The 17,509-nt window shown below is 72.4% G+C and carries 15 protein-coding genes and 1 pseudogene; 4 read left to right on the forward strand and 12 right to left on the reverse strand.

The genetic code is table 11. The features are described from left to right. Window positions 1–40 precede the first annotated feature (40 nt). The 3 genes from LCH29_RS14010 to LCH29_RS14020 form a co-directional block, all read right to left on the reverse strand. Window positions 41–808, reverse strand: a complete 768-nt coding sequence (locus tag LCH29_RS14010) for a hypothetical protein (protein ID WP_446462043.1) — start codon at window positions 806–808, stop codon at window positions 41–43. A 14-nt stretch (window positions 809–822) separates the two neighbouring features. Continuing rightward, complete coding sequence (locus LCH29_RS14015; RefSeq protein ID WP_446462044.1) at window positions 823–2,895, reverse strand: hypothetical protein; 2,073 nt, start codon at window positions 2,893–2,895, stop codon at window positions 823–825. A gap of 261 nt (window positions 2,896–3,156) precedes the next feature. Further along, window positions 3,157–3,876 carry a Crp/Fnr family transcriptional regulator gene (locus tag LCH29_RS14020; RefSeq protein ID WP_009714497.1) on the reverse strand — a complete coding sequence of 240 codons (720 nt, stop codon included), beginning with the start codon at window positions 3,874–3,876 and terminating at the stop codon, window positions 3,157–3,159. A 189-nt stretch (window positions 3,877–4,065) separates the two neighbouring features. Between LCH29_RS14020 and LCH29_RS14025 the strand changes: the two genes are divergently transcribed. Beyond that, window positions 4,066–4,197, forward strand: coding sequence for a hypothetical protein (locus tag LCH29_RS14025; RefSeq protein WP_446462045.1), 132 nt, complete (start codon window positions 4,066–4,068; stop codon window positions 4,195–4,197). 49 nt (window positions 4,198–4,246) lie between these two features. On the opposite strand, the gene LCH29_RS14030 is transcribed toward LCH29_RS14025, so the two are convergent. From LCH29_RS14030 to LCH29_RS14060, 7 genes are all read right to left on the reverse strand, one after another. Then, on the reverse strand, window positions 4,247–6,853 hold the full coding sequence (locus tag LCH29_RS14030) for a polynucleotide kinase-phosphatase (protein ID WP_446462046.1): 2,607 nt from the start codon (window positions 6,851–6,853) through the stop codon (window positions 4,247–4,249). After that, entirely contained in the window at window positions 6,850–8,463 is a 1,614-nt protein-coding gene (locus LCH29_RS14035) for a 3' terminal RNA ribose 2'-O-methyltransferase Hen1 (protein ID WP_446462047.1), read from the reverse strand. The genes LCH29_RS14030 and LCH29_RS14035 overlap by 4 nt, the downstream gene beginning before the upstream one ends. Window positions 8,464–8,497: 34 nt before the next feature. Further along, window positions 8,498–9,415, reverse strand: coding sequence for a homocysteine S-methyltransferase (gene mmuM / locus LCH29_RS14040; RefSeq protein WP_446462048.1), 918 nt, complete (start codon window positions 9,413–9,415; stop codon window positions 8,498–8,500). A gap of 108 nt (window positions 9,416–9,523) precedes the next feature. Further along, window positions 9,524–10,447 (reverse strand): LLM class F420-dependent oxidoreductase, encoded by a 924-nt coding sequence (locus LCH29_RS14045; protein WP_446462049.1) that lies wholly within the window; start codon window positions 10,445–10,447, stop codon window positions 9,524–9,526. 18 nt (window positions 10,448–10,465) lie between these two features. Beyond that, a complete protein-coding gene (locus LCH29_RS14050) occupies window positions 10,466–10,951 on the reverse strand; it encodes a DUF6099 family protein (protein WP_123107935.1) in 486 nt (161 codons plus the stop codon). A 132-nt stretch (window positions 10,952–11,083) separates the two neighbouring features. Beyond that, the gene (locus LCH29_RS14055) at window positions 11,084–11,422 is read right to left on the reverse strand and encodes a nucleotide pyrophosphohydrolase (protein ID WP_446462086.1); all 339 of its coding nucleotides are present in this window, start codon (window positions 11,420–11,422) and stop codon (window positions 11,084–11,086) included. Window positions 11,423–11,477: 55 nt separating this feature from the next. Beyond that, complete coding sequence (locus LCH29_RS14060) at window positions 11,478–12,632, reverse strand: AAA family ATPase (protein WP_446462050.1); 1,155 nt, start codon at window positions 12,630–12,632, stop codon at window positions 11,478–11,480. A 106-nt stretch (window positions 12,633–12,738) separates the two neighbouring features. Here LCH29_RS14060 and LCH29_RS14065 point away from each other — a divergent pair, with 106 nt between their 5' ends. Continuing rightward, window positions 12,739–13,263 carry a hypothetical protein gene (locus LCH29_RS14065; protein WP_446462051.1) on the forward strand — a complete coding sequence of 175 codons (525 nt, stop codon included), beginning with the start codon at window positions 12,739–12,741 and terminating at the stop codon, window positions 13,261–13,263. 22 nt (window positions 13,264–13,285) lie between these two features. Continuing rightward, entirely contained in the window at window positions 13,286–13,639 is a 354-nt protein-coding gene (locus LCH29_RS14070; RefSeq protein WP_446462052.1) for a toxin-antitoxin system YwqK family antitoxin, read from the forward strand. Here the strand turns inward: LCH29_RS14070 and LCH29_RS14075 are convergent. Further along, entirely contained in the window at window positions 13,617–15,269 is a 1,653-nt protein-coding gene (locus LCH29_RS14075; RefSeq protein ID WP_446462053.1) for a hypothetical protein, read from the reverse strand. The two genes, LCH29_RS14070 and LCH29_RS14075, sit on opposite strands and share 23 nt — an antisense overlap. On the opposite strand from LCH29_RS14075, the pseudogene LCH29_RS14080 reads away from it, so the two are divergent. Then, window positions 15,258–16,172, forward strand: a pseudogene (locus LCH29_RS14080) (IS630 family transposase); the annotation flags it as partial. The gene LCH29_RS14075 and the pseudogene LCH29_RS14080 sit on opposite strands and share 12 nt — an antisense overlap. Here LCH29_RS14080 and LCH29_RS14085 read toward each other — a convergent pair. Beyond that, window positions 16,169–17,410 (reverse strand): amidohydrolase family protein, encoded by a 1,242-nt coding sequence (locus LCH29_RS14085; protein ID WP_446462054.1) that lies wholly within the window; start codon window positions 17,408–17,410, stop codon window positions 16,169–16,171. The pseudogene LCH29_RS14080 and the gene LCH29_RS14085 sit on opposite strands and share 4 nt — an antisense overlap. Between the last annotated feature and the right edge of the window lie 99 nt (window positions 17,411–17,509).

Here is a 17,509-nt window from a genome sequence, read left to right on the forward strand (position 1 = left end):
CCGGGATCAGGCAGCGGCCGGGATCAGGCCGCGGCCAGGATCAGGCCGCGGCCAGGATGACGATCAGGACAAGGGCCACGGCCAGGAAGCCCAGCAGGGCCGAGACCCACAGCTGACCGGGCTGGAGATCGATACGGCCGCCGTCCTCGGCGCCGCGGCGGCGCGCGGGCCACCGGAGGGGCCGCCGGGCGCCGCGGGAGACGGCCTCCGCGCGCCCCCGGCACTCCTCATGCTCCCGGCACTCCTCGGCCAGGCCGCCGAACAGCGCCTTCCAGCCCTTCTCCCCGAACCCGGTGACCTGCCGGGTGGCGACGATACGGCGCACCACCTCGCGCCCCGCGCCGTCGCCCGCCCCCCACAGCCCGGGCAGGACGCACGCCATCAGCTCGGGGACGGCGCCCCGGTCCGCGTACGGGCGCACCAGGCCCTCGTACAGCATCAGCGCGTTGCGCACCCGGAGGCGGCCGCTCCCGCCCGGCTGATCGAGGTAGAGGTGGGCGATCAGCACCTTCTCGCAGACCGCGTCGGCGAGCCGTGGCCCGCGCTCGGGCGCGCGGCGCACCAGCTCGACCACGACGCGGGTGGCCCGGTCGGCGGGCAGCCCCGCGTCGAGCGCGCTCAGCAGCAGCCCGTCGTCGGCCTCGCGCAGCGCCGCGGGCAGGGCGTCGCCGCCGTGGCGCAGCGCCTCTCGCAGGGTGCGGAGGGTGCGTACGGCGCCCACCGGCGTCGGGGGCGGGCCGCCGTCCGGGGTGTCCGGCGTGTTCCGTGTCTGCTCCGTGTCCCGCGTGCAGTCCGTGTCCTTCACCATCGACGTCTCTCTCCTCACAGCGCTTCCAGCACCTCCCGGATCCGGGTGGCCGCCCGTACGTCGAGCGGTTCGTCACCGTCGTGCGCCAGCCGGGGCAGGAAGCCGTACAACACCGCCAGCTGGCGGTCGTCGCGGGCGGCCCGCCGGATCCAGCCGACCAGCGCGTCCTCGGCCGCGGCCGCCGAGCGGGCCGAGGTCAGGGCGGCCCGCAGCAGTTCGGCGAGCCGCGGTGCGCTGCCCGGGCGCGCGGCCAGCAGCGCGGTGGCCAGCGGCCAGGCGGCGTACGGCTCCAGTTCGGGCACCTCGCCGAGCCCCCACAGATGCGAGGCGCGGGTGGTGACGGCGCGCAGCACCGTCAGCAGCGCGAGGTCCCGCCGCGGCCGCCGGGTGTCGTGCAGCCAGGCGGCGAGTGCGGCGAGCACGGCCTCCGGATCCGTCCCGGCCAGCAGCCGCAGCACGCTGTACGAGGTGGTCCGCCCGTCGTCGGCGTACGCCAGCCGGGCCAGCTCCTCCAGCGACGCCCGGACCGAACCCGCGGCGAGTCCGTAGCCGTGGGCGAGGACCGCCGTCTCGCGCTCGCGCGCGTCGTCGCCGAGCGCCCAGCCGCGCAACAGGCCGTCCACGGCGGGCCGTACGCCGTCGTCGCGGGCCGCCTCGGCGAGCGCCGTGGCGGCGGCCATCCGCTGCACCGGGCTGTCGGCGCGGGCCAGCGGCAGCAGCAGTTCGACGAAGCCGTACAGATAGTCGCGGGCGCAGAGCACGCCCGCGGCGACCGCCGCGCGCACCCACACCTGGGGGCGCGGATCGTCGCACAGGGCGCGCAGCCAACGGGCCATCGGGCCGCGGACGTTGTGGTGCCCGTCCCATGCCTCGTACAGCACCGCGGATGCCAGCCGCCGCCCCTGGAACCGGACGGCGCGGACGGGGACCGACACCTCCCCCAGGTCCTCCGCGCCGTCGCAGCACACCGCGCGCGCCGCGGCGAGCCCGGCGCCGGGGCGGGCGGCGAACAGCGGGCGCCCGGGCGCGTACTGGGGGTCGACGGTGACGGCCAGCTCCCAGGTCAGCAGCTCGGCGGCCTCGGCGGTGAGGCTGTGCGCCGAGCCGTTGAAGACGGCGAGCGCGATGCGCAGCGCCGCCGTCCGCAGGGCGGGTAGCGCGGCGGGCAGGGTGCCGGGGCGGCCCGCGCCGTCGAACCACGCGCGGGCCTGGTCCGGGGCGAAGGCCCGGCAGCGCTCCAGCAGCCCTTCGTCGGACAGCCGCCCCTCGGCGTGGGCGGCGAGGTGCCGGGCGAGCCGGGCGGCCTCGCCGGGACGCGGCTCGTCCAGGCCGAGGGCGTCGGCCACATCGGGGCGGGCGGCGGTGGCGCGGGCGAGGTCCAGCAGCTCGGCGGGCTTGTCCGCGAGCAGATGGGCCAAGTGGTGGTCCAGCACCTCGGCGGCGGGCGGGGGTTCGTACGGTACGGCGTGGCGGCGGGCGCCCAGCAGCCGGTCGGCGGCCGGGCCGTCCGCGACCAGGACGACGCCGAATGCCCCGCGCTCGGCGAAGCGGGCGCGCAGCCGGTCCAGGAGGGGCCCGGGGTCGGTCGCATCGGCGGGCAGTTCGAGGAGGTAGCCGTGACCGCGCTCGATCTGCGGCCCGGCGGGGACCGTCCCGGGACCGAGCCGGACCACTTCGCCGCCCGCCGCTTCGGCCGGGTCGTCGCCTTCGGTCGGTTCGTCGGTCAGTTCGGCGAGGAGCGCGAGGCCCGTCCAGGCGCGGCCGGTGCCGGGTTCGCCGCACAGGGCGAGGAGGCGGGTGTGGCGCAGCCGCTCCCGCATCGCGGCGTGGCCGGGGGCGGGCCGGTGGACGCGGCGCAACAGCGCCAACTCCTCGCGGGCCACCGGCCCTTCGGGGAGCGGACGGTGCTCGTCCGCGTCGGGCGGACGCGGCGGGCAGTCGGTGAGGCGCAGATGGGCGCGCGCCTCGCGCGCCGTGCGGGCGCCGCCCGCCTCCCCCACGCCGTCCAGCGGGCCGCCCCTCGGGATGTCCAGCCGCCGCGGGCCCGGGGCCGCCGGGGTGTCGATGCCGTCCGGTTCGTCGTTCATCGCGCGCCGTCCTTCATGCCGTGTCCCCGTACGCGTAGGTCTTCGGGGGTGGCATCCCTGGAGGGAGGCCCGAAGCGGGCGGCGGGACCTCTCCCTCGATCCGCCCCGCCGCCCTTCTCCGGTGCCAGGCGCTGGGCCGTGTGCACCCCCGTCGCACACGGTCCCGTTCACCTGTGCCACCACCAGGGTGGGCCGGGGGCGGGACGGGGGCTGTAGCCATTTACACAGTCGCGCACATTCGCGGGGCGTGCGCGCCCGCGCTCATTCGCAGGGGCGCGCCGGAATGTGCTCCCCGGTCGCGCGCCCCTCGGCCAGCAGCCGCAGCAGGCCGATGTCCCGCACTTCGAAGCGGCGCGAGGCGGTCCGTACGACGCCCTGGTCGCGCAGCAGCCGCAGCGCCTTGGCTACGGCCTCCCGGGTCGAGCCCACGGCGGCCGCGATGTCGTGCTGCGGCAGCGGCAGATCGACGGCGATGGCCCCGCCGGGGCCGGGGTGGCCGGTGCGTTCGGCGATCTCGACCAGCCGGGCGGCCAGCCGCTGGAGCACCTTCTCGGAGGCGAGGGAGCGCCGTTCGCCGTCGGAACTGCGCAGCCGGGAACTGAACTGACGCATGATCAGTACGGTGGCGACCGGCCGCGCCGCCAGATAGGCGCGGAACCGGTCGCCGGAGACCACGACCGCCTCCATCCGGCCGAGCGCGGTGACGGTGGCGCTGCGCGAACCATGGTCCACCGCGGCCTGGTCGCCGACGACTTCGCCCGCGCCACGCAGCGCCAGGATGAGCCGAACCCCGCGCTCGGTCTCCACGGAGACGGTGGCCCAGCCGGAGACGATCGCGACGACGAAGGTGGTGCGGTCGTGTTCGCGCAGGACGACCTCGGAGGGGCCGTACGTCCGCGGGCTGCCGAGCGCGAGCAGGGCGCGCCGGTCGTCGGCGGGGAGCGCGTGCAGAAAGGGCCGGCCGTCCTCGAAGAGACTCATCCGCCCTCCCGCTTCACTGGTGGCTCGTCAGGTTGCGGAGAACCGATGGGATGACGAGCACGCTAGGCAGGTGGCACGGGCACGTCAATGGGGCCGGACGGAACCGGTGCCCGCGGGCGGACCTGCGGCGGAATCCGCTCGAACACCCCTGCGGCCCTTTGCGCCGGAGCCCCCGTCGCTGCGCCTTGCGTGCCCGCCGCCGCGCAGGGCCGTCGCCGCGAGCGCGGCGAGGCCCGCCACTTCACCCGGGCGGTGGGGGTGCCGCGGCATGACTACCGGCGTGCGTTCCGCGCCCGGGAGTCGGCGGTGTCCGCCATCTGACCCCGGGCCCGTCACCTGGCGGCTCCGCGGCCCGGGAGCCACCTCCCCGCTACAGCCGCGGGTCCACCGGCTCCGACTCCAGGGCCAGCACCGCGAACACCGCCTCGTGCACCCGCCACAGCGGCTCCCCGTCGGCCAGCCGGTCCAGGGCCTCCAGCCCCAGCGCGTACTCCCGCAGGGCGAGCGAGCGCTTGTGGCCGAGGTGGCGCTGACGCAGCTGGTCCAGGTTTTCCGGGCGGGTGTACTCCGGGCCGTAGACGATCCGCAGATACTCCCGGCCCCGGCACTTGACGCCCGGCTGGACCAGTCGGCCATCACCCTTGCGGACGAAGCCCTGGAGCGGTTTGACGACCATGCCCTCGCCACCGGCCTCCGTCAGCTCCCGCCACCACGCGACGCCCTCGGCCACCGACGCGTCGTCCTCGGTGTCGACGATCAGGCGGCGGGTGGGGGCGAGCAGCGGGCCGCCGCCCGGCCCCGGTTTCTCCGCCTCGATCATGCGGTCGATCAGGGCGAGTTGCCGGTCGTGCGGGAGCGCGGCGAGGCTGCGGCCCTGGGCGGCCAGGATCTGGAACGGCGCCATCCGTATGCCGTCCAGCCCGTCGACCGGCCAGCAGTAGCGCCGGTACGCCTCGGTGAACGCGGCCGCGTCCACGGCCCGTCCGCGCTGCTTGTCGAGGAGCGCGGACACCTCGACACCGCGCGCCGCCGCGCCCTCCAGCGCCGAGAGCACGCCGGGGAACACGGCGCCCGAGGCCGCGCCCACCGCCGCGTACTGGTTGCGCAGCAGCCCCGCGGCCTTGAGCGACCACGGCATCAACTCGGCGTCCAGCAACAGCCAGTCGGTCTCCAGCTCCTGCCACAGACCGGCGCTCTCGATGCCGCCGCGCACCCCGCCGAGGACGGACTCGGTCAGCCGCGGGTCGTCGAAGAACGGCCGCCCGGTGCGGGTGTACACCATGCCGGACACCCCCTCGGGCGCCCCGAAGCGCTCCTTCGCCACCTCCGGGTCGCGGCAGACCAGCGCCACCGCCCGGGAGCCCATGTGCTTCTCCTCGCAGATCACCTGGCGCACCCCGTCCGCGCGGTAGGCGGCGAACGCCTCCGCCGGGTGCTCCAAGTAGCCCTCTTCGGCGGAGGTGGCGGCGGGCGCCATGGTCGGCGGGAGGTAGGCGAGCAGCCGAGGGTCGACGGCGAAGCGGCTCATGACCTCCAGGGCCGCCGCCGCGTTCTCCTCCTTGACCGCGATCCGGCCCATGTGCCGGGTCTCGACGATACGGCGGCCGCTCACATCGGTGAGGTCGAGCGGACGGCCCTCGGCGCCACCCGGGGCCTCGTTGCCCAGCGGCCTGACCGGCTCGTACCAGACCTGCTCGGCCGGGACGTCCACGATCTCGCGCTCCGGCCAGCGCAGCGCGGTCATCCGGCCGCCGAAGACACAACCGGTGTCCAGGCAGAGGGTGTTGTTGAGCCAGGACGCCCGTGGGGTGGGCGTGTGGCCGTAGACGACCGCGGCGCGGCCCCGATAGTCCTCGGCCCACGGGTAGCGCACCGGCAGACCGAACTCATCGGTCTCACCGGTCGTCTCCCCGTACAGCGCGTGCGAACGCACCCGGCCCGAGGTGCGGCCGTGGTACTTCTCGGGCAGCCCGGCGTGACACACCACCAGCGCCCCGCCGTCCAGCACATAGTGGCTGACCAGCGACTCGATGAACTCCCGCGCCCGGTCGGCGAACTCCGGGTCCGCGGCGTGCTCGCGGTCCAGCTGCTCGACCGTCTCGGCGAGGCCGTGGGCGATCTTGACCTTGCGGCCCTTGAGGTAGCGGGCGAGCTTGTTCTCGTGGTTGCCGGGCACGCACAGCGCCGACCCGGAGGCGACCATGCCCATCACCAGGCGCAGCACCCCGGGGCTGTCCGGCCCGCGGTCGACGAGGTCGCCGACGAAGACGGCCGTGCGCCCCTCGGGGTGGACGGCGTCGACCGGGCGGCCCTGGCCGTCGCGGCGCAGGGCGTATCCGAGCTTGCCCAGCAGGGTCTCCAGCTCGGAGCGGCAGCCGTGGATGTCGCCGATGATGTCGAACGGGCCGGTGAGGTGGCGCAGGTCGTTGTAGCGGCGCTCGATGGCGATCTCCGCGGCCTCGACCTGCTCGACGCCGCGCAGGATGTGCACCTTGCGGAACCCCTCGCGCTCCAGGGACTTCAGGGAGCGGCGCAGCTCACGACGCTGACGCGGGACGACGTGGGAGGGCATAGCGGCCCGGTCGGGCCGGGCCGCGTTGCGCCGCGCGCATTCGCCCTCGGGGACGTCGAGGACGATCGCGACCGGCAGGACGTCGTGCTCGCGCGCCAGCTGGATCAGGCTGCGGCGGGCCTCGGGCTGGACGTTGGTCGCGTCGACCACGGTCAGCCGCCCGGCCGCCAGCCGCTTGCCCGCGATGTAGTGGAGCAGGTCGAAGGCGTCCCGGGTGGCGCTCTGGTCGTTCTCGTCGTCGGAGACCAGGCCCCGGCAGACGTCGGACGAGACGATCTGGGTGGGCAGGAAGTGGCGCCGGGCGAAGGTGGACTTGCCGGAGCCGGTGGTGCCGACGAGGACCACGAGGGACAGGTCGGGCACGCCGAGGCTGCGCCTGTCGAGCGTCATGGTGGTGTCGGTCATGCGGCGGCCTCCTTCGGTGTCGCGGTCGGTGTCGTGCCGGTCGTCGTGCTGGTGGTCGTGTCGGTTCGGCCGGTCTCCCCGGTCTCCTGCCGGAAGAGCGCGAGCTGAGTCGGCGCTCCGACCTCGGGGTCCTCGGGGCCGACGGGCCGGAACTCCACCACGTAGCCGTGCCGTTCGGCCACTGCACGCGCCCAGTCGCGGAACTGCTCCCGCGTCCACTCGAAGCGGTGGTCGGGGTGGCGGACCTGCCCGGCGGGCAGGGACTCCCAGCGCACGTTGTACTCGACGTTGGGCGTGGTCACCACGACGACGGTGGGCCGGGCGGCGCCGAACACCGCGTACTCCAGGGCGGGCAGCCGGGGCGGATCCACGTGCTCGATCACCTCGCTGAGCACCGCCGCGTCATAGCCGGTCAGCCGGGAGTCGGTGTACGCGAGCGAGCCCTGCGTCAGCTTCAGCCGCGTCGACTGCCGCTCGGGCATCCGGTCCAGCCGCAGCCGCCGCGCCGCCTCGTTCAGCGCGCGTATCGACACATCGACACCGACGATCTCGGTGAACCGCGCGTCCTTGAGCAGCTCGCCCAGCAACTGGCCCTGGCCGCAGCCGAGGTCCAGCACCCGGGACGCTCCCGCCGCCCGCAGCGCGTCGAGGATCGCCTCGCGCCGCCGCACGGCCAGCGGCACCGGCCGCGGCGTGCTCTCCCCCTCCGGCTCCACCTCTTCCCGCTCCCCCTGCTCCGTCGGCTCCGTCTGTCCTGCCTGCTCCGTCTGTCCTTCCTGCTCGGCGCACTCGACGGCCAGTTCCTCCACCGCGTTGTCGATCTCCTCCACCTCGGCGTCGTCCGTCTCCGCGAGCCGCGCCAGCTCCAGCCGTTCCAGCGCGCTGCGGGTCAGCGACCAGCGGCGGGCCAGATACCGGTTGGTGATCAGCCGCTGCTCGGGGTGGTGCTCCAGCCAGCCCTCGCCGGAGCGCAGCAGCTTGTCCACCTCGTCCGGGGCGACCCAGTAGTGCTTCGCGTCGTCCAGTACGGGCAGCAGCACATACAGATGGCGCAGCGCGTCGGCGAGCCGCAGCTCGCCCTCCAGTACGAGCCGTACGTACCGCGAGTCGCCCCACTGCGGGAACCGCTCGTCCAGCGGCACCGGCTCGGCCGTCACCGCCCAGCCCAGCGGCGCGAAGAGCCGCTCGACCAGGGCGGCGCCGCCGCGGGCGGGCAGGGCGGGCACCGCGATCCGCAGCGGCAGCGGCCGCTCCGGCAGCTCGGGCCGCGCCTTGCAGTGTCCCCTCAGGGCGCTGGAGAAGACGGTGCTCAGCGCGACGGCCAGCAGCGAGGAGGCCGCGTACGGACGGTCGTTGACGTACTGGGCGAGCGCGGAGTCGGGCGCGCCGCCCCGCCCCTTGCCCCGGCCCCGCCGCACCAGCGCGACGGGGTCGACCTCCAGCAGCAGCGCCGCCGTGCAGCGCTCGGCGTCGGCCTCGGGATAGAGGACGTGCGCGGTGCCGTGGGAGGTCGAGAACCGCTGCGCCTTGTCGGGGTGCTTGTGCAGCAGGAACCCGAGATCGGTCGCGGGGCGCTCGATGGTGCCGGTGGTGGATATCGTCAAGAACACCCGTCCGAGTATCGCCGGGTGCAAGCCCCCTTACCTAATGGTTTCTCACCACGCCCGCCAGCTCGGCGATCCGGTCCGGCCCGACCCGGCAGCAGCCGCCGATGAGCCGCGCGCCGGCATCCCGCCACCCCTTCACCCGTGCCGGGTCGAAGGTCGACCGCCCGCTCCAGCTCCGGGCCTCCGCGTCCCACTCCTCTCCGCTGTTCGGATACACCACCACCGGCTTTCCGGTGGTCTCGGCCGCGATCTCCACGGCCCGGTCCGCGTCGCCCGGCTCGCAGCAGTTGACGCCGACGGCGATCACCTGCTCGTTCCCGGCGGCGACGGCGAACGCGTCCCGGAGCGGCTGCCCGGCCCGGGTGGCCTCCCCGGCGATGCTGTACGACAGCCAGACGGGCACCCCGCAGCCCTCGACGGCCCGCAGCATGGCCGCCGCCTCGTCGGCGTCCGGCACCGTCTCCAGGGCGAGCACATCGGGCCCGGCCGCGACCAGCGCCTCGATCCGCGGCCGGTGGAACCGCTCCAGCTCGGCCACGCTCAGCCCGTACCGCCCCCGGTACTCGCTGCCGTCGGCCAGCATCGCCCCGTAGGGCCCGACGGAGGCCGCCACCCACACCCGGTCGGCCGGGCCGGCCGCTTCCCTCGCCGCGCCGCGTGCCAGCTCGACGCTGCGCCCCAGCAGCGCCGTGGCCTCCTCGCGGGCCACGCCCCGGTGGGCGAAGCCCTCGTAGGTGGCCTGGTAGCTGCTGGTGATGAGCACCCGCGCGCCCGCCCGCACATACGCGGCGTGCGCCGCCTCGATCTGCCCCGGGTCATCGGCGAGCAGCCGGGCCGACCACAGCTCGTCGGAAAGGTCGCAGCCCTGCGCCTCCAACTGGTTGGACAACCCGCCGTCGAGGACGAGCGGCCCGCCTTCCAGAGCGGTGGCCAGTGGCGTAGGTGGGACGGACATCACGGGTACTCCTGGTGGTTCGGTGAGCCACGCGGCTCGGTCGGCCCGTCGGCCGGGACCGGCCGACGGGTCGGTGGGCCGGGACGACAGGCCCGGCCGGTGGGCCGGTCAGCCCAGCTGGGACTGGACCTGGGATGAAATCAGCTCAAGGTGATCGAGGTCGTCGAGGTCCAGGATCTGGAGGTAGACCCGGGACGCCCCGGCCTCCGCATAGCGGCCGATCTTCTCGACCACCTCGGCCGGGGAGCCCGCCAGCCCGTTCTCCTTCAGCTCCGGAACCTCGCGGCCGATCGCCGCGGCCCGCCGGGCGACCTCGGCGTCGTCCTTGCCCACGCAGGCCACCAGCGCGTTCGAGTACACCAGGTCGTCGCCCTTGCGCCCGGCCTCCTCGGCGGCCGCCCGCACCCGGCCGAACTGGCGCTCGCTGTCCTCGACCGACGCGAACGGCATGTTGAACTCGTCCGCGAACCGCGCGGCCAGCCGCGGGGTACGGGTCGGTCCCTGACCGCCGACCAGCACCGGCACCCGGCCCTGGGCGGGCTTGGGCAGCGCGGGCGAGTCGGTGAGCTGGTAGTGCGCACCGTCATGGCTGAAGGTCTCGCCGACCGGCGTCTTCCACAGACCGGTGACGATGGCCAGCTGCTCCTCCAGCCGCGCGAACTTCTCCTTCGGGAAGGGGATGCCGTACGCGGTGTGCTCCTGCTCGTACCAGCCCGCGCCCAGGCCCAGCTCGACTCGTCCACCCGACATCTGGTCGACCTGCGCGACCTGGATCGCGAGGACGCCCGGCAGCCGGAAGGTGGCGGCGGTCATCAGGGTGCCCAGCCGGATCCGCTTGGTCTCGCGGGCCAGCCCGGCCAGGGTGAGCCACGCGTCTGTGGGGCCCGGCAGTCCGTCGACATCCCCCATGTGCAGGTAATGGTCGGAGCGGAAGAAGGCGTCGAACCCGAGGTCTTCGGTGGCCTTCGCGACGGACAGCAGAGTCTCGTAGGTCGCCCCCTGCTGGGGCTCGGTGAAAATGCGGAGATCCATGCACCCCATCCTGCCTTCTCATGCCGCACCACCCCACTCCCCACCCCACTCCAGCCCCGTGAGATGCCTCAGCATCCCGAGCACCCGGTCCCTCGCCTCGTCCGCCGCGTCGATCGCCTCGACGCACTGCCAGTACAGCGCCTCCTCTTCCGTGCTGGAGGCGACGCCCACCAGCGCGAATCCCGCCTCCGCCAGCAGATCCCCCAGCGCCAGCAGCACGCCTCTGGGGTCCCGCACCTCCGACAGCTGAGCCGCCCGTAAGCCCGCGCCGCGCAACGCGGGATGGTGCAGCGCCGGGTGAAACAGCGCCCCGCGCGCCCTGCCGCCCGCCTCGCACAGGCCGCGCGCCTCCGCTCGCGCCGCCGCCGGGCCGCTCACCATGAAGTATCCGCCGACCGCTTCCGCCAGCGCCTGGACCTGCCAGGCCTCGGCCACGATGTCGTGCACGCCTCCGGCCTTCGCCAGGGCGTGCCGGGTGACACCGATCAGCCGCATCGCGTCCATGCCCCGAACCCCTCTCAACGGACTTTCCGCACCCGTCACTCCTCCACTACCCAGAGTGATGACTAACAGGCCGAAAAGCTAGGGGAATTCAGGAATCTGTTGACAACAGTTGCGTTGTGGATAACTTTGCCACTACTGAGAGTGACGAACGGGGCCTCCAGGCGCCGCAACCGGGAACCGGCCCTCGTTGCGGTCGATCTTCGCGGCCAGTGCGGCGAGCGCGTCGATCCCCAGCGCCTCGCAGAACTGGAGCAGATACGCCAGCACATCGGCGACCTCGTCCTCGACCCGGGCCGCCTTCCCCGGCTCCTCCATCACCCGCACCGACTCCTCCGGCGTCAGCCACTGGAAGATCTCCACCAGCTCCGACGCCTCGACGCTCAGCGCCGCCGCCAGGTTCTTCGGGGTGTGGTACTGCTGCCAGTCGCGCACCGCCGCGAAGGCCGCCAGCCTGCGCTGGAGGCCCGCCACATCAAGGCCGTCGGACCGTCGCTCACACGCGGCGGAACGCGCACCGGACTCGGGTTCAAGAGACTCGCTCACGCTCCAGGTTTACCACCGTGACAGGAGCGTCCCCCGTGGCGGGGGCGTCCCCGACCGCCCCCGCCACGTCCCCCACGGTCCCCACCAGCCGGATGTGCCCCCGTGCGCACATCCGGACCGCCACCCCCAGCAGCTCCCGCGCCTGCCTCCGGTCCAGGCAGCGGTCGAAACCGTCCGCCAGCACCGTCAGCACCTGCCGCGCGGGAAGCACATCCGCCGCCGGTTCCATCGCCAGCACCCCCGGACCGGTCAGCAGCACCAGCGCGAGCGCCAGATAGCGCAACTCCCCGTCGCCCAGCCGCTCCACCGGCATCGCGCCCAGCTCCCCCTGCTCCACCAGGGCCCGCACCCCACCTCCCCCGGACCCCTCCGTCACCAGGCCCTCCACCGGCCCCGCGCACCCCGCCCGCACGGCCGCGACCAGCGCAGCGTGCCGGGAGACGCACTCCCGGCTGGTGCGCCGCAGCACCGCCGCCAGGTTCTCGCAGCCGCCGCGCAGCCGCCCGTCACGCGGCGCCGCCGGCGCCCGCATCCGATCCGGCCGCGGATCGCAGGCGAACACCGAGCGCAGCGCGATCACCACCTGCTCGGCCCCGGCCAGCGCCAGCCGCTGCCCCTCGGTGATGCCCGCCACCCGCAGCGGCAGCAGCGAGGTCGCCAGCCGGTCGTCGGGCAGCGGCGCCCGGGTGACCGCGACCGCCCCCGCCGTGTGCCAGGCGGCCTGGACGGAGCGCCGCTCCGGGTCGCGCAGCGCCGTCTCCAGCAGCGTCTCCCCCGCCCCCGTCAACCGCTCGCCCACGATGCGCAGTTCGGGCTCGGCCTGGACGGCGACGTCGAGCCGCACCGGCCCGACCGGGCCGTCCACGGTGCACCCGATGCGGAAGCCGCGCCGCCCCTGCCGGTCCGGCCGCGCCCGGCGCGGGATGTACGACGCCGGCTCGCGGAACACCTCCGCGAGCCGGGCGCCGCCCGCCAGGCGCGCGAGCGCCGCGTACGCCTCCAGCACGCCCGATTTACCGCTTCCGCTCGGCCCGGCGAACAGCGTCAGCGGCCCCAGGGAAAAGACCGCACGTCGATGGGACTTGAAGGCGGACAGCCTCAACTCGGTCACGGCGGGCCGCAGCCCGGATGCGCTCATGCCCGGAACATATCTGTGGCGCATACCGCCGAACCGTTACTCCTTCCGTATCTTCCTACCATCGGGGGATGGTGGCTGTGACCGAAGATGACCAAGGGGGCGCACGATGTCTGCCGGTACGTTCTGGATCGCGGCCCTCACCGGCGGCACCGCCGTCCTGGCCAGTTGGGTCACCAGCCGCGGCAACACCCGGGCCGCCCGGATCCAGGCCGACACCGCGGCGCGCGCCCAGCAGTCGGAACGGCTGCGCGACAGCAGGCGCACCGCGTACCTGGAGCTGATCGAACAGGTCCACAGAACGGGCGAGTTCTACTGGGAGATCTCCGCCGCCCACCGCGCCGGTGACTTCCGGCGCGATCCCACCCTGCTGGAGCAGATGGTCGAGCGCGAGCGCGACTACTACAGCAAGCTGCGCCGATGTGTGCGCGTGGTCGAACTGGAGGGCCCGGACGCGGCGGGCGAGGCGGCCCATGCCCTGCAGAAGTCGACCGGCAGGTTCCACCGCTCGCTGCAGGCCATGGCCGCCGACGATCCCGAGGCGATACGCCGCTTCGACGACGCCTACCGCCCCTTCTGGGCCGCCCTCACGGTCTTCGTCGACGCCGCGAAGACGGCGCTGCGGGAACCGTGACCACAACCTGGAGGAAGAGAACGTGACACCGGAACCCGAGCCGGGCGCAGGACCCGCCGCACCCCGGGTCCGGGAAGACGACCTGGACTCGTACGAGCAGGACGGCCCCGTCTACTACCGCGGCGAGCGCTACACGGGCGAGGCCGAGGAGCGCCTGCCCGACGGCACCCTCATCACCCTCACGTCCTACCTCGACGGCCGTCAGGACGGCCTGGACCGCGAGTGGTACCCGGACGGAACACTGAAGTCCGAGGCTCACTTCCGGGACGGCATCCCGGTCGGTGTGCACCGAACATGGAGACCCGACGGGACCTTGTCGAGCGAGGTGGAATTCACTGACGGCGGCAGCATCCTCAGGCGTGACAGCCACCCATGACCAGCCGAAGTCGCTCAGCACGGGACGGCTTCATGGGGGCAACCTTCAACCGGGCTCGATGGTCTATGCGGTGAACTGCGGTCACGATCAGCCGCTTCCTTTCGGAATCGAGGGCGAAGTAGATCCGTCCGACCTCATTGGGCGACACGGCGTCCCGGACCTTGATGTGCGGCAGTCCGTCCCTGCGCTTGCCATCAAACTCGAAATAGCGCTTTTCCTTGTTCTTGCTGAGCCTCTCGTCGCTGTTCGCGAACTTCAGGCCGTGGTTGTCATAGAACCACCGGTCCAGCCTGGGAATTTTGCCGGGCTTGGTGTACAGGTCCATCGCCGCCTGCGCGAGGGTGATCAACTGGTCAGTCATTTGTTGGGGATACGGGTACTGAGAGCCTTTCCAGGCACGCGCCGCCCTCGCCGTGAACACGATGCGCTCCTCCGACGTCTTGGCGAGAGCCTCGAAAGTGGGCCCGGCGTCCGTCCCCAGGACCGGGATCTCGCTCCAGGCATCCAACTCGGCCGACTGCCCACTCCCTCCCTTCGACAGGTCGAGGTACAGCTTCTTCCAGTAGTCCCGGTCCTGGCGCAGTGCCTCCGCCACAGCGGCCTCGGACTGCGCCTTGTCGCGTTCCTCCATGCAGCTCTGGGCCATGTCCTCCCACGACTTGGCGTCCTCTTCAAGCTGCCGCGTACGTTCCTTGAGTGCCTTGAGCTCAGCGGTCGTGTCCCCGGCGGCCTGTGCACGCGCCAGCTGCTCCTCCGCCTTGCGTGCCCCGGCCCGGTACGAGGCCTGCCGCGCCCGCTCCCACGCCGTGTCACTGCCTCGGGCAATGACGGAGAGATGAGCGAGCGCCGGCATCAACCGTCTTCCCACGAATGACGACTGGGCCACCTCCTCACGCGAGTAGGCGGGATGTTCCAAGCCGAGGTTGGGCCAGACCAACTGGGCCCCGCCGCTGGGGACGGCCACCTGCTGGTGGACCCGGCGTACGGCCTGTGCGGTCACGTAGTTGAGAGTCACGACCTGAGCCAGTCCTGCGAGTTGCCCAGAGGCGTCGGCTGCCATGTTCCATCCCAACTGGTCCCTGGGATGCACCAGGAGGATGGGAAGGCGTGTGCTCAGTGCGAGCGACTCGAGGAGCACGGCGGCGTGCCCTTCCTCCCGGATCCTTTCGTACCGCCCGGTGGTGAGCTGGCCCAGTACCCGCACTTCGAGTTCCCGGTCCCCAAGCACTGCCCGCAGCAGGTTGGGGCGCTTGAGAGGCGGGTCCTGACCCGGTGCGATCCAGCCGTCGGGGATCTCCCGGCCCATGACAACCCTGAGTCCGCCGCCCTTCTCCGACTGGGAGACCGTGACACGAGTGACGAACTGGGCCGGGCCGTCGGATAGCGACTGATGGTTGGTCATCCGCAGCGCACGGGTACGCTCATCACCCGCCACCGACCAGCTCACCGTCCGCTCGCCGTGTCCGGGGATCTTTCCGGCGAGCACCGCTTGCCCGGCACGGTCCAGATCGATGGTGGACGGAGCCTCCACGCGTCCGCGGTCACCGAGCCATTCGGCGAGATGGCGGCGGAGTCGCTCGTAGACGTGGCCCGGCTGGACGTCCTGGACATCGAAATTATCGAAGCGCACACGGTCAGCCGGTGGCGGGCCCGTTTCGTACGCGACCGGCTGGAAGGGCTGAGTGACGAGCCGCGCCCCGGTGCCCCCAGGAAGATCACCGATGAGCAGGTGGAGGAAGTGATCGTCAGGACGCTGGAGGCCACCCCGGAGGACGCCACGCACTGGTCAACGCGTTCGAGGCCGCCGAGGTGGGCCTGTCGCAGTCGACCGTCTCCCGGATCTGGCGGACCTTCGGCCTCAAGCCGCACCTGGTGGACACCTTCAAGCTCTCGAAGGATCCCCAGTTCATCGAGAAGGTCCGCGACGTGGTCGGCCTCTATCTCGCCCCGCCCGAGCACGCATTGGTGCTGTGTGTGGACGAGAAGACCCAGATCCAGGCGCTGGACCGCTCGGCTCCGGTGCTGCCGATGATGCCGGGGATGCCCGAGCGCCGCACCCACGACTACGTGCGGGGAGGGGGGACCACCTTGTTCGCCGCGCTGAATACCGCCACTGGAGAGGTGATCGGGCAGATCCACCGCCGGCGCCGTGCAGTGGAGTTCAAGAAGTTCCTCGCCCGCATCGATAAGGAAGTGCCCGCGGGACTGGATGTTCATCTGATCTGCGATAACGCTTCGACGCAAGACACCGGCCATCCAGCGGTGGCTGGCCGCCCATCCCCGTTTCCACGTGCACTTCACCCCCACCAGTTCCTCCTGGCTCAACCAGGTCGAGCGGTGGTTCGCTCTGCTGACGACCAAGCAGATACGGCGAGGCGTCCACAAGAACATCCAGACCCTGGAGAAGGACATCCGCACCTGGATCAAGACCTGGAACGAGGACCCCAAGCCCTTCGTATGGACGAGAACCGCCGACGAAATCCTCGAACGCCTCGCCGGATATCTGAACCGAACCAACGACTCAGGCCACTAGCGCTTGTCGACGGCGAGTTCGCCGTTCAGGATCACCATGCGGAGGTCGCGTACGTTGCGGATGTCCGTGGTGGGATCGGCGTTCAGCACGAGCAGGTCGGCACGCTTGCCAGGGGCCACCGTGCCGAGGTCGGGGCGGACACACTGCCGCGACGCACCGCTGGTGCCTGCGGCCAGTACCTGGGTGGGCGTCATCCCGGCCGCCACCATGAGTTCGGCCTCTTCCAGAGTGTTGGCTCCGAACAGGCCCCGACCGCTGAAGGTGTCGCTGCCCAGCGCGATGTGCACGCCGACCTCGGCAACCTTCCGGAGATTGCCACGGGCGTCCGGGTGGGCGTCGTCGATCCAGAGCGTGGGTGTGTAGGTGATGCCGTGTTCGAGCATCAGGTCGATGAGCGAGCGGTCGGTGAGGGGCTCGACGGTGACCCCGTGCTCCAGGCCGTCTGCCCCGGCCTCGATCGCCTCGCGTGCCGCGGCTTGCTGGGTGGTGTGGACGGTGACCCGAAGACCCCGCTCGTGCCCGGTCTCGATACCCACCCGAAGGACGTCGAGGGGAAGCCGTTCCAACTCGACACCATCCGGAAAGGCAGGATTCTGCCAGAGGTATTTCGGCCCGCCTGAGTGTGGGCACGCCCCCTCTGACAGGAGTTTGATCGCGTCCACCTTGCGGTCAGCCAGGTGGTGCACCAGGTCGCAGATCTCCTGCACGCTGCCGGCCTCTCTCGTGAAGCGCTCGCGCGCCCAGGGGTTGTCGCTGAAGACAGTGGCCGCGGGGTGCCCACCGCGTCCGGTGATGCCGCAACCGGTCGCCAGCAGTCGCGGGCCACGCAGCGTGCCTGCGGCAATTCTGGCCCGTGTGGCCAGGATTCCGTCCGTCGGATCGCCCACCGACTTGATGGTGGTGATCCCGTGGTCGAGGAACAGCCCGAGCCGTCCGGGAAGCTCGTTCTCCTCGAAGGCCCGCATCGAATCGGGATCGGAGACCGCGCGTACGTCGTAGAAGTGGATGTGAGTGTCGATCAATCCCGGCATGACCCATCCTCCTGCCGCATCCACCTCCTGTCTGCCCCTGAGCGGCTCGGCCGATACGGAAGCGATCCGTGCGCCGTCGACGGCGACGTCATACAGACCGGTGAGCGCTTGGCGGCCGTCGAAGACACGTGCGCGACTGATCACGAGGTCGTAGGTCGCAGGACCGCGAGCCTCGGCGCTCGCGATCGCTTCGTCATTCTGGTTCATCGCTTCCACTCCTGGCACGTTCTGAGTAGGTGTTCAGGTTCGGGTGCGTAGAGGGACCGTGCGGCCGCTGGCACCGCGAGTCGGGAGGCCCTGGAGCAT

The organism is Streptomyces sp. BRA346, from assembly GCF_052851135.1.